The sequence below is a fragment of the Haloferula chungangensis genome, assembly GCF_042664875.1.
GTDB lineage: Bacteria > Verrucomicrobiota > Verrucomicrobiia > Verrucomicrobiales > Akkermansiaceae > Haloferula > Haloferula chungangensis.
Genome location: NZ_JBHTBS010000003.1, coordinates 59,377 through 72,567 on the forward strand (window position 1 = coordinate 59,377; position 13,191 = coordinate 72,567).

Sequence of the window (13,191 nt, forward strand, 5' to 3'; positions counted from 1 at the left end):
CATCCCTCTTCTGTCGGAAGAACTGTTTACGCGTCCAGGCGCAGCGCGGCCTTCTGAGCCGCCGACTTCGCTTCACCCTTGCTGGCACCGCCCGTGTCGTCGGATGCCGTGAGACGCATGCCGACCGGTTTGGAAACTCCAAACTCCTCCATCGTCACGCCATACATCACATCGGCGCGGCTCATGGTGCGCTTCGAGTGCGTGACGATGATGAACTGGGAGCGATCCACGAAACGATCGAGCACCTTGACGAAGCGACCGATGTTCGATTCGTCGAGCGGCGCGTCGAGCTCGTCGAGCACACAGAACGGACTCGGCTTGATCATGTAGATCGAGAACAGCAGTGCGACCGCCGTCATCGAGCGTTCTCCACCGGAGAGCAGCGAGATGCTCTGCAGCTTCTTGCCCGGAGGCTTGGCAATTACCTCGATTCCGGATTCCAACGGATCACTCTCATCGACCAGCAAGAGGTCAGCCTTGCCCTGCTCACCGAAGAGTTCCTTGAACATGTCGCGGAAGTTGATCTTCACCTGAGCAAAGGTCTCCGCAAAGCGACGCTCGGTCTCTTCGTTGATCCGCTCGATGACCTGAATGAGCTCCTCTTTCGAGGAAACGAGGTCTTCGTAGCTGGTGCGCACGTCGTTGTGACGTTCTTCGAGTTCCTCGAATTCTTCGATCGCATCCACGTTGACCGGTCCCATGGAATCGAGACGACGTTTGAGATCGCCGACGCAGGCCTCCACGAAGCCCCAGTCCGGCTCACCCACCATTTCGGCAGGCAGCTGAAGTTCATCTTCGTCCGCCGTGTCATCGACGACCATGACCGGTGCTTCCGATTCCCCATTGTCATCGTCGTCGCCGTCGACCATCCGCTGACGTCCACCGCGCGCCTGCGCCGCCTTCTGCTCCGAGATGCAGGAAAGCAAGGCATGGGCATCGGGCTCAAAGGTCGCCAACTCAATGTTGTGGCGCTCGAGGATCGCATTGACCAGGTTTTCAAGCTTCAGCTCGATCTTGGTCACGGCGACTTCCTCGCGTCCGCGTTGCTCAGAGGCCTTCGAAAGCCCGCGGCGTGCTTCGGAAAGTTCCGCCTCAGCCTTGTCGATTGCCTCAAGAAGTTCGTTTCGGCGACCCGCGCGTGACTCAAGTTCCACCTCAAGATCTTCCGCTTCGAGCCGGTGGGTTTCGCTCTCTTCATGCAGCCGCGCATTCTCTTCGACCGCGCCCTGCATGCGCTCAATGAAGGAGTTGATCTCGGTCTCACGACGCACGCTGATCTCACGCAGCTCGGCAAGCCGCGCCTCCATCGGCTGCTGCTGCGCTTCCTGTGCCTGCTTGCTCTGCCTTTCAACGGCGAGCGAGGTCTTCAGTTCGTTCAGCGCCTGAGCTAGTTCGGACTCTTCCCGCTGCGCCGACTCGACCTGCGATTGCAAGCGCTGCTGGTCGCCTTCGCAACCCGCCAATCGCTCGCGTCCGGCGTAGAGTTCCTGTTCAAGGCTTGCACGACCTTCGGTTGCCGACTGCTCGCGACTCTCGAGATCGCCGCGCTCCCAGCGAACGCCTTCAAGCTTGGTCTCGACGCTCTCAAGCTCGCGGGTTGCGAGCGAAAGCTCTCCCTGAAGCGTCGACATCTCCACCTTGTGGCGCTGCATGCGTTCGCGGGCGGACTCGACTTCCTCCTGAAGCCTGACGACTTCTGACTCGAGATGCGTCACCCGGTGGCGAAGCTCCTCTTCCTTCTGAGCCAGACCGGCGACCTCCGACTCGAGCTCGCGCACTTCATTCTGCCGCTCCAGGACGGAAACATTTCCCTCACCCGCCGCACCGCCCGAGACAATGCCTTCAGAGCCTAACAGCTCGCCCTGCTTGGTGGCGAAAATCACATCGCGATGGCTGGCACGGAGCCTCAGTGCCGTCGCCAGATCAGGAACAATCAGCACCTTTTCCAGCAGCCGCTCGATCACGCCGTTGATGCGTGCATCGGTCTTCACCCGATCCAGCGCCCATGCGGTCGCGCCTTCGGGAAGCGTCTCCATCTGGGTGCCGGTGGAACCACCCACAAAACTTTCCGGAAGGATCGCCGCGTGGCCGAGCTTCTTCTCTGTTAGACGGGCAATCAGCTGCTCTGCCAGCGACTCGTCGGAAACGAGCACCGCCTGCAGGTGACTCCCAAGAGCAGCTTCAACCGCCCGCGCGCACTCGTTGTCGGCTTCGATGAAGCCTGCGAGCACGCCCTGAATGCCGGGCTTGAACTGGTCCGGCGCATCCAGACCGTTGAGCACCGAACGGGTGCCGCCTTCAAATCCTTCACCGCTGGCGACAAGCTGCTTGAGCACATCGAGACGCGAGGAACGCTGCGCCAGACTCTTATGCGCCTCGGAAGCCGCCGTGCGAGCCGCATCGAGATCGCCACGATTGTGCTGGTACTGGCGCTCGGCCTTCTGAAATGCCTCCTCCAGCTCGGAAGTGTTCGCGGCATGCTCTTCGAGCTTCGTTGAAATCTCCTGACGCTGAACGGTCGCTTCTTCGAGTTCCTGATTGAGGCGCTCTTCCTCATCGGCGAGCTGCTTGGCGCGTTCACGGCTGGTTTCGAGCTGGGCCAGCGAGCTCTCGATCTTCGCCTGGGTCGCCGCAATGATCGTCTGGGTGCGGTTGGCTTCCACCCGGGACTCACGCAGCTGTCCTTCCAACTCCTGACGGCGGGCGGCCGCTCCGCGAGTCCGTTCCTCCTGCTCTTCGAGCTGGATCTCCATTTCCGCAATCCGCCGGGCAAGCTGCTCCAAGGCCTCGTTGGCGGCCACGAAGTCGAATTCCTGACGCTCCAGCTTCTCCCGAGTCGCCTCGATCTCCTCGCGGTTCTGCCCCACCCGACCTTCGAGCTCGGCACGGCGCTCGTCATTGAATGCGATCCGGCCTTCCGCACTCGCTAGCGCGTTGCGGTGGTTGTTCAGTTCCTGACGAAGCTCGGCCAGCTCGCCTTCGAAATTCCGCGCTGCGAGACGCGCATCCGCAACCGCTTCCTCTTTCGGAGCCATCAGACGCTCAAGCTCACACTCAGTCGCCTCAAGCGATCGAATCGAGGTGTGGTATTCATCGCGCTCGGCACTCATCTCGACGAAACGCCGATGTCCCAGGTGCGTGTCGAGCACGAGGACGTTGGCCGCGAGATTCTTGTAGCGACGTGCCTTGGCCACCTGGCGTTTGAGCGAATTCATGCGGCGCTCCTGTTCCGCCAACACATCGCTCACACGCAGAAGGTTCGCCTCGGTGTAGTCGAGCTTCCGCAGAGCCTCCTTCTTCTCCTTCTTGTATTTCGTGATCCCTGCCGCTTCCTCGAAAACCATCCGCCGCTCTTCCGGCTTCGAGGAAAGAATCTGGTCAATCTGACCTTGCGCCATGATCGAGTAGGCCGTCCGTCCGATGCCGGTGTCCATCAGCATGTCGTGGATGTCCTTCAGGCGGCAAAGCGTGCCATTGATCCGATACTCGGATTTTCCATCGCGGAACACGCGACGGGTGATCGAGACCTCGTTGTAATCCACTTTCAGCGACTCCTCGCAGTCGGCCATCGTTAGCGTGACTTCCGCCATGCCCAGCGGCTTGCGCTTTTCCGTGCCGTTGAAAATCACGTCGGCCATCTCCCCGCCGCGCAGTGCCTTGGCGGATGTTTCACCGAGCACCCAGCGGATCGCATCGACAACATTGGACTTACCACAGCCGTTCGGACCGACGATCCCGGTCACGCCTTCGTGGAATTCGAGATGGGTCTTGTCGGCGAACGACTTGAACCCATGGATATCGAGTGATTTGAGATACATGTGACAGAAGCGGGGTTAAGGGTGAACCCGGGAGGGAATCCGGGCGAAACGGACGCTAGCGCGAGCGACTCTGGTTGAAAGCTTGATTCGGCTAAAGCACTAAATGTAGTGCCTTAAAACCAATGAGAGCACCACATATTGCGATTGAAGCTAATTAAGTCATCCAAAGTAGTTCGCAGGACGACGTCGGAAATGGTGATTTACTCTTGCGGGAAAGACGCTCAAATTTTCGAGTCTGTGAAGGATTGGAAGTCAGCGTCCACGACATGGATCTGCGGGGCAGCGCTGCTCGGGCTCGCGCTCGGGCTGGCCTGTCAGATTTCGTTCCAACATCTCGCCTCATCGCCGTCCGAGGCCGGTCCTCTTGCACCCCCACCCCGCACCAAAGAAGCGCAAGCGCCCACCCTTCCCCTCGCGAGCGGACCGACGAGCGCGTTTCTCGGAAAAGTCACGAAGCTTTCGGCCGCCGAGTGCGAAAGCATGGTCCACGACATCAACGAGCTCCAGGAGCAGGACCGAGAGATCGAGCTCGAGGCCCTGTTTCGGCAATGGCTGACATTCGAGGATGCGGATGGAATCCTTGCCAAAATCTACGATTTGAAAGGCGTTTGGCGAAGCGAATGGAGCCTATCGTTTTTCAACGCCTGGGTCGCGGTGGATGAGCAGGCTGCGATGGCCCAAACCGAACACAACACCCTTAACTCTGCTCGCGCGCTGTTTGCCATCGAGAGCGGGAGGCCGGACTTTACCAGCTATTTTAGCGCCCTGAGCATGGGGACCCCGTTTGGAGATAGAGCCCTGGCCGCGCTGACGTCACTGGCCCGCAGCCGACCCGACATCGCCCGCCTCATCGCCGATTCCTCGATCAAGGATGATGCGAAAGCGAAATTCATCGGCGCCGTCGCGCGAGGTCTCGCCCTCGAAGATCCGGAATCCGCTCTGGCATGGGTCCAAGCCATGGAATTTCCCAACAAAAAGGAGACTTACTTCAGCATCTTTTCCGAATGGATCAGAACCGACGTGAAGGGTGCACAAGCGGCCTACGAGCAACTCGGCCTAACGGACCTCCCCTCCAGCCACCAACCACAAATTGCCAGCATGGCGTTGAGATTCTTTGCGGCTCCCGACTCACCACTCTCACACGCAAATCTTGCTCTGCACACCGATCCATTCATCGATGTGGCAACACTCCATCAGAAGTTGTTAGACTCCGAAGTCGACTGGGGCACGAGGCGGTATTTGAGCGCCGCCATCAACAACGACGGCTGGTATGGCGTGGACCCCGCCGCGGATGCTCAGAAGGCTGCGAGTTTGCCACCCGGAGAAGCACGCGATTTTGTCCTAACCGCGATCTGCTTGAACTGGGCCGCACACGACACCGAAGCCGCATTGCAATTCGCGAGTGAGCAGGGACTGGAATCCAAGGAGCTTCAACACTTGAGGGACAAGCCAACGGAAGCCATGCGACAGTTGGTTTCCAGCTCACCCGAAAGGTATTTCAGCCAGCTATTCAGCACTGACGAACCGACGGAGATGAATCGCGATCAATTGCATGCTCTCGCCATGGAATGGGGCAAATCCGATCCGGTCAAAGCCGCGAATTGGGTAATCACCCAGGAAATGCCAAGCAAAGATCAGGCTGCCAGTTTGGAGACCTATATCCTTTTGGACAACACGCTTGGTTTCAATTGGGGCTACCATGATCCCCTTGGAGCCAGTCGCTGGGTTGAGGATCTTCCGGAGGCACCTCAAAGAGCCACCGCCTGGCGGGCGATGGAGGACTATGTGATGCGCTACAGCCCGGACATCGCGTTCACCATGTCGGCCGTCTATCTTGAAGGCGAGGTCCGTGGCAACTACCTGAAAAAGCACTTGAGCGAAGTGGCTCGTAACATCGGCTACCCCGCCGCCTTCGAACTTCTGAAGTCACCCGACATCTCGGCCGCAGAGCGTTCCGTTCTCCATGAATCCCTCAACACGATGAAAGGAGGAGCGAAGCAATGAAAGCCTTCCTCGCCGTCGTCGCTTGTTCAGGCTTTTTCATCGGGCTCGCGCTTCCCTTGCTGTGCCCGAAGGAATCGAAAGCACCGCCCGCCGAGCCGATCAAGCGAACGGAAACCACCCGCTCGTTTTCGACCGCCAATCTCGCCCCCGCATCGCGCATGCAGGCGCTGGCCGAAAAGGCGGCCACGCTCCGCCGTGATGAGTGGCCGGGCTTCTTCCGATCCCAACTCGATTCTCCCGAGAGTTCGCGCCTTGCCGCACGGCTCTGGGCGGAAGCGGATCCCGCCGGTTTCTGGGCGTGGCTGCGACAGGATTTTGATCTACTACGTTTCACGGACTTCGCGCCGGAGCTCCTCAAAATCTGGGCTGCTGCCGACCCTGATTCCGCGATGGATGCGGTCTCAGCCATCACGGATAAACGACTCGGCGGCGAACTGAGAAAAACCGTCATCGACACGGTCCTCGACCTCGATGTCAAAAAAGGTGTGGCCCTCGCCGCGCGCGCTGGAGATTTCAATCGCTTCGGCTGGGGGCACAGAAAATGGATGGAAGACGATCCCGAGGCAGTCGTGGCGGCGTTGGCAACGCTTCCACTCGTAAGTGACTACCGTCGCTTTCTCAACCAGGCATTACCGATCTGGGCAAAGCAGGATCCTGCCGCCGCCCTCGAATGGATGAGCCGTGCCGACTACCATCCGACTAGAGACGGGTTCTGGGGTGACGAATGGCTGGTTTCGGGATTTGAGGCGGCGGCAAAGGCGGACCCTGACAGCACTTTCCGCCTTGCGCTCGATCTCGAAGGAATAAAACGCACCGAAGCCCTCAAAGGCGTCATTGCCAGCGGCACCCTCGACTTGGATTCCCTCAAAGTGGCGCTTCAACATCTCCCACCTACGGCAACGAGGATGATCGCCTCCGACATGGTCTCCGCCCGGCCATCGGACACCTTGAGCGATCTCCAACAGACGGCGGCCCTTCTCAATGAGATTCCCTCGGAGAAAAGCAATCTCTACGCCGTCAACGATTTAGCCCGCAGTTGGGCCAGGCTGGATCGTGACTCAGGATGGCAGTGGGCGAATTCCCTAACCGATCCGGCGATGCAGCGAAGGGCTCTGGTCTACTTGGCGAAGGGAGCTACGCCTCAGGAAGTCGCCGAGCTTCCCTTCCTCGGACTCTCCGATGAATTCTTCCGAATCGCACTCTTTCATCTCCCCGCCAACCAGCAGGACGCCTGGATTGCCGGACTCCCCGCCGATCGAAGGGAATGGGCGGAGTCGCAGCGAAAGTAGTCCCCCACGGGATGCTCAATTCCGCACTTGAGTTGTCTCACAGCTCCGCTTTTCTCTGTGCAGCTCACGCCAACAAACATGTCCGATTTCCTTACCGTATCCCGTGCCGACCACGATCGCCTTGTCCAAGCTGCCTACGAATCCCGCGGTTTCACCGCCGATGAGTCCGCTGAAGGTGCCAAGTTGGCCGCCGAAGCTGCCCGTCACGGCATCCGCACCCATCACGCCCTCAAGGCCCTTCACCTCGACCACCTTTTCGGCTCGGCCACCGGCGGCTGCACCCCGGGTGCGGAAATCGAAGTCATCCCATCGAAGTTCGCCGCGTCGGAAACGTGGAACGCCAATCGCAAACTCGGTCAATCCGTCGCCTACCGCGCGATCGACCGCTGCATCGAGCTCGCCGACGAGTTCGGCATCGGCCAGGTCTCGGTCGACAACGCTTTCCACTACCTCTGGGGCGGTGGCTACGTGATGGAAGCCGCCGAGCGCGGCTACATCGCCTACACCAACTGCACTTCCGCCCTCGCTGAGGTCGTTCCTTTCGGCGGCAAATTCCCAACCCTCGGCACGAACCCGCACTCATGGGGCTTTCCTACGACGGATGCCGTAGGTTTCCCGCTGGTCAGCGACTGGGCGACTTCCGTGGTTGCCATGGGTCGCGTGCAGGCACTCAAACGCGAAGGCAAGGAGCTTCCGCCGAATGCCGCGGTCGACAAGGACGGCAATCCGACGACCGACCCGAACGAAGTCGTGGCGCTCCTTCCCTTCGGCGCGCACAAGGGCTACGCGATGTGCCTTCTCAACGAACTCTACGGTGCCCTCATCGGAGGTTCGCTTCCAAGCATCCGTGGTCGCGCCTCCCAGGCTGGCCCCGGTGAAAAGACCAGCACCGCCTTCTACTTCCAGGTCATCCATCCGGACGCCATTTCCGGCAACGCTTTTGCCAAAGGCCGCAATCAGATGGAGAACCTCAAGGAAGTCATCGGCGACATTTTCGGCCACGGCAACGAGAAGTGCATTCTCCCCGGCCAGTTCGAAGCCGAAGCCCGCAAGCGCTCCGACGAAGCCGGCGGTCTCCACTTCACCCAGGCCGAGCTCGATGAGTTCGCCGAGCTCGCCGCAGAAGTCGGCGCCGAGCCACTGAAGCCCATCTGAGGCAGCAGGCCACCTTCAAAAAAGGGCGGGAGCCTCGATCTCCCGCCCTGATTCGTCGCGACGGCCGCTGAGCGGCATTCGGCGTCAGCCACGGGAGCGGCGACCCCACGCGCTTCAGGAGTCATGCCCTGATCGATCCGAGGACCCCCTGTGACGGGGCCCCTGTGACGAATTCGCCCCGTAGAAGCACAAGCATGACGGATGCGGGTTGAGATGATTCCGCAGTTTGACAAAACTATTTCTGATAGACGCGATCGGGCCTTTCTTCCGGGGCTATGAGAAGCGCCGCATCAATTGGTCGAAGATTCCCTTTGGTCACTTGCAGACCGTAGGCGAGCAAGCCGACGATCAGTGGCAGATGATCGAGGAGGAAAGCCGGCACTTCGCCGGGCGGGTTTCGAACATGGGTTACAATGCCGTGACGCTCGACGACCTCGCCCACCTCAGCGATCATCCGTGGTTTGAAGATGAAGTCCGGGAGCGCAACTCGCAGCTGGCGGCTCGCATGCGGCGGGTCATGGACATCCACCTGCAGGCCGGCATGAAGGTCTTCGTGACGTCCGACGTCGTCTGCACAAGCAGCGCGATCGACGAGCGGCTTGCCGGCGACCGGGGAGAAATGGAGGAGTGGTATGCGGACGTGATCCGGACCTTTTTCGAATCGTTTCCCGAGGTCTCCGGACTGATCCTGCGCATTGGCGAGAGTGATGGGCTGGATGTTGACGACCCGATCCGCTCGCGGCTCCATATTCGCACGGCGAAGGATGCGCGGAAACTTCTCGGGCGTCTGCTGCCTCTGTTCGAGTCCCTCGGCAAGAAGCTCATCCTGAGGACCTGGACCGTCGGCGCGCACCCGATTGGCGACCTTATCTGGCACCGCAACCGCATCGGCCAGATGATTCAGGGACTCAAGACGGACGCTTTGATTCTTTCATTCAAGCACGGCGCCTCAGACTTCTTTCGCTACCTTCCTCTCAATGATGTTCTGACACGCACGAAGACGCCCAAGATCATCGAGTTTCAGGGTCGTCGTGAATACGAAGGCGCTGGCGAATACCCGTCGTTCATCGGCAGCGAGTGCGAGGCCTTTCACAAGGAGCTGGAGGGCGACGAGAATCTCGTGGGATTTTCCATGTGGTGCATGACCGGAGGGTGGCACGGATTCCGGCGTCGCCCCTTCGTCGAGTCGTCTGCGGTTCCCGAAGAAATCTGGATCGAGTTGAACTGCGTGAGCGCGATCGGCATCTTTCGTCACAAACTGACCGCGCGGCAGACGATTGAGAAACACCTCGGATCCGAGCGTGTGGAATCCGTGATGAAGCTGCTTCAGTTGTCGGACATTGTCATCCGTGAGCTGCTCTACATTCCGGACTATGCCCAGCAGCAGCGCTTCTTTCGTCGCGTAAGAATCCCACCGCTGGTTCATGTCTACTGGGACTGCATTTTCTTCACGGCTCCGATGCGCAAGCTGATGCGCCACTTCGTGAGCGACCACGAAGGAGCGGTGCGCGATGCCGAGGCGGTGCTGACACTTTTTGAGAAGATGAAGGAGCTCGCCCGATCCTCTGACTTGCCCGTCGAGGACATTGAGTTCATGCAGGACAGCTTTCAGCTGATCGCGCTGGCGCGGCGCTACTATTTCCTCCCCTGGAAGCAGGAAACCATCGACGAGATCATCGCCGCCAAGAAGCGCTACAAGCAGAAATGGCCGAGGAGTCAGCGCCAGCGCTACCGCATCAAGACTGAGTTCAAGCCGTTCAAGGTCAAACGCCGGACCATTGGCTGGGTTACCGGGCTCCTCCTGAGAAAACAGAGCGGTTATCGAGTGATCGACCACCTCGTCATCCTGAGTTTGCTCTCGTTCATCTACCGGTTGGTGGGAAAGAAGGGACAGAAAGCCTTGCCGAAATTCGTCCGGAAGTCCGCGATGGGTATCGATAGCGTGATGCGATGACCGCCGATTGAGCCGGGGGCGGAATGTTCCGGAATGTTCACACAAATCCTATCTGATCCCGAAGAGATCCCGGGGCATTCTTATCTTGAAGGAGAAAACCAAGCTCCGAGATGATGAGAATAGATATCATTACCGACACCTATGCGCCTGATGTGAATGGAGTCGCCATGACCATCGGGCGATTGGTGGAGGGCTTGCGGGGGCGAGGCCACCTCGTGCATGTGATCCGATCCGGCGAAGACAGCTCTGCAAGCACCGGCCAGACATCCACCCGCTTTCTCCGCATGCCGGGATACAAGGAAGTGCGCATCGGTCTCCCCCGCCCTGTGAAATTCCGGAAACGCTGGAACCGCAAGCGTCCCGACGTGGTCTACGTCGCCACGGAAAGTCCGATGGGACTCTCCGCACTCCAAGCAGCGCAAAGTCTCGGCATTCCCTCGATCGCCGGCTTCCACACCTGCTTTCACGAGTATCTGGAACAGTACCGACTCGGCAGTCTGAAGTCGCCCATGCTCGGCTGGCTGAGGAAAATCCACGAACTCGCCAATGTCACGATGACTCCCTCCGAGGATGTCGCCCGAACGCTGAGGCAGCATGATTTCAAAAACGTCGAAGTCATGGGACGAGGCGTGGATTCCGAACTGTTCCATCCTGACAAACGAAATGCAGAGCTGCGTCGGGAATGGGGAGCGGACGATGAGACACCGGTCTACCTACTCGTCGGTCGGGTCGCCCCCGAGAAGAACCTGGAAATGGGCCTGGAGGCGTTCAGCAAGATCCGCGAAACCCACCCGAAGGTGCGCTGCGTGGTGGTCGGAGATGGCCCTCTGCGCAAGCGCCTTGAAGAGCGCTTTTCTGATGTGCACTTCGCCGGTGTTCGCTCGGGAGACGATCTCGCTCAGCACTACGCCTCCGCCGATGTCCTGCTCTTTCCCAGTGAAACAGAGACCTTCGGTAATGTCCTGTTAGAAGGCATGGCCAGCGGCTTGGTCACCGTCAGTTATGACTACGCCGCCTCGCGCATCCACGTCGTCGACGGACGGAACGGACTCAAGGCAAGCAAGGGCGACGAACAGGAGTTCCGGAGACGGGCGGAAGCCGCCTCGAAGATCTGTTCGTGGAAAGATGTCCGGCGCGAAGCGAGGTCCCACGCCGAGGAGCACGGCTGGACCACCATTATCGACATCTTCGAGTCTGCTCTGGAGAAAACGGCAGGCCGATTCGGGACTCCCAAATCGCCGGACAAGGGAAAGCGCCTGCTGCATTTCGAATCCCTCTTCCTCTCCGATCTCCATCTTGGGACCCCTGAAGCCAAGACCACCGAGCTGCTCGATTTCCTCAAGCACTGCCGCTGCAAGACCCTTTATCTGAATGGCGACATTATCGACGGCTGGGCCCTGAAACGCGGCACCTCCTGGAGCAAACGTCACACCCGGGTGATCCGAGCCATCCTCAGAAAGAGCGAGAAGGAGGGCACCAAGGTGATCTATCTGCGTGGCAATCACGATGACATCCTCGACCGCTTCTTCCCGATGAACTTCGGACCGATCGAGCTCAAGCGTGACGCCATTCACACCGGACTAGACGGCAAGAGGTATCTGGTCATTCACGGTGATGGCTTCGATGCCGTCTCGACCCGTTTCCGCTGGCTAGCGGTGCTGGGAGCCTTCGGCTACGACTCACTTCTCAAAATCAACCGCGTCTACAACCACTACCGGAAATGGCGCGGCAAGGGCTACTACTCGGTCAGCAAGAAGATCAAAGAAAAGGTCAAGGGGGCGGTGAGCTTCATCAGCCAGTATGAGGAACAACTCATCGAGCTGGCGGAAAAAAGAGGCTGCGATGGCATCATCTGCGGCCACATCCACACGCCCGAAGACAAGCTGATGGGAAACATCCGTTACCTGAACTCCGGAGACTGGGTGGAAAACATGAGCTGCGTCGTCGAACACAAGGACGGGCGGATCGAAGTGCTCTACTATCAGGACTTTCTCACCCGCCTGGGCGAGATCGGTCGTCAGAGCCTCCTTCAGGCCGTGGTCAGCGAGGTCGCGTAAGGGGATTGCCCCCGGCTTGGGAATGCGCCTGCATACCCTCCTGACGAGCGATGGCGGCCTCCCCATGGGCCAAAACTCATCGATCGCGAAATTTCCCATTTCAAATTGCCAATCTCGCCTTACATCTCAGGCATGAAAGGCTTCATCATTGACCTCAGCGTCCTGCCCGAAGAGGGACAGGCCTTTTCGGGAGAGATCTCGGAATCCGTTTTCGACCTTCCTTCGAACGATGCCAAGGCCGTCGGCCCGCTCCGCTACGATCTTTTTGTTCAGCGTTTCGAATCCGAGCTTCTTTTGACCGGCTCCCTTTCGGCTCCCTTCGAGTTCACCTGCGTTCGGACACTCCATCCTTTTACTCAGACAATTTTTGTCGAAAACGCAGCAATCTCGCTAGAAATTGAGAATTCGAGCCAGATTGACGCCACGGAAGCCTTGCGAGAAGAGGTTTTGATCCAGTTTCCGGCCGACCCTCGATGCGACGATGCGGACGAGCCACACGAGTGTGAAATCGATCCACGATATTTGGCAGTAGACAAACCCTCCGATGATGACGTAAAGACGCGCCCCCGCGACGAAGGTGACGACCGTTGGTCTGCCCTCGATGCCCTTAAGAACACCGATCCAGAACGCTAAACACTTTTTCCCATGGCCGTACCAAAGCGTCGTCAATCCAAGAGCCGTCAAAAAATGCGCCGTGGCGCAAACCGTTGGCGTGCCCCAATCTTCAAGACTTGTCCCAATTGCGAGAGCCGCGTGCCCTCCCATATTGCCTGCCCTTCCTGCGGTGTCTACCGTGAGCGCAAGGTGCTGGAAGTGGATGCCTTCTGAGGCATTCGAGTCCTATTCCTTCAAGTCGCCGTGCCGGTCATCCGGCTCGGTGATTTCTTGTATCCACGTCTCACCTTTTTAATCAG

The 13,191-nt window shown here is 59.2% G+C and carries 8 protein-coding genes; 7 read left to right on the top strand and 1 reads right to left on the bottom strand.

The annotated features are described in order from the left end of the window. Positions 1-26 precede the first annotated feature (26 nt). On the bottom strand, positions 27-3,818 hold the full coding sequence (smc, locus tag ACFQY0_RS06850) for a chromosome segregation protein SMC (protein ID WP_379710680.1): 3,792 nt from the start codon (positions 3,816-3,818) through the stop codon (positions 27-29). Positions 3,819-4,055: 237 nt separating this feature from the next. Between smc and ACFQY0_RS06855 the strand changes: the two genes are divergently transcribed. The 7 genes from ACFQY0_RS06855 (at position 4,056) to rpmF (ending at position 13,105) form a co-directional block, all read left to right on the top strand. Then, positions 4,056-5,822 (top strand): hypothetical protein, encoded by a 1,767-nt coding sequence (locus ACFQY0_RS06855; RefSeq protein ID WP_379710682.1) that lies wholly within the window; start codon positions 4,056-4,058, stop codon positions 5,820-5,822. Then, positions 5,819-7,111 carry a hypothetical protein gene (locus ACFQY0_RS06860; protein ID WP_379710684.1) on the top strand — a complete coding sequence of 431 codons (1,293 nt, stop codon included), beginning with the start codon at positions 5,819-5,821 and terminating at the stop codon, positions 7,109-7,111. Before ACFQY0_RS06855 ends, ACFQY0_RS06860 begins: the two co-directional genes overlap by 4 nt. Before the next feature lie 78 nt (positions 7,112-7,189). After that, positions 7,190-8,266: an Ldh family oxidoreductase gene (locus ACFQY0_RS06865; protein WP_379710686.1), complete on the top strand. Its 1,077-nt coding sequence runs from the start codon at positions 7,190-7,192 to the stop codon at positions 8,264-8,266. Between the two features lie 226 nt (positions 8,267-8,492). Continuing rightward, positions 8,493-10,220, top strand: a complete 1,728-nt coding sequence (locus ACFQY0_RS06870; RefSeq protein ID WP_379710688.1) for a hypothetical protein — start codon at positions 8,493-8,495, stop codon at positions 10,218-10,220. 113 nt (positions 10,221-10,333) lie between these two features. Continuing rightward, on the top strand, positions 10,334-12,277 hold the full coding sequence (locus ACFQY0_RS06875; RefSeq protein WP_379710690.1) for a glycosyltransferase: 1,944 nt from the start codon (positions 10,334-10,336) through the stop codon (positions 12,275-12,277). A gap of 132 nt (positions 12,278-12,409) precedes the next feature. After that, positions 12,410-12,910: a YceD family protein gene (locus ACFQY0_RS06880; RefSeq protein WP_379710692.1), complete on the top strand. Its 501-nt coding sequence runs from the start codon at positions 12,410-12,412 to the stop codon at positions 12,908-12,910. A 12-nt stretch (positions 12,911-12,922) separates the two neighbouring features. Continuing rightward, complete coding sequence (gene rpmF / locus ACFQY0_RS06885) at positions 12,923-13,105, top strand: 50S ribosomal protein L32 (RefSeq protein ID WP_379710694.1); 183 nt, start codon at positions 12,923-12,925, stop codon at positions 13,103-13,105. Positions 13,106-13,191: the final 86 nt, after the last annotated feature.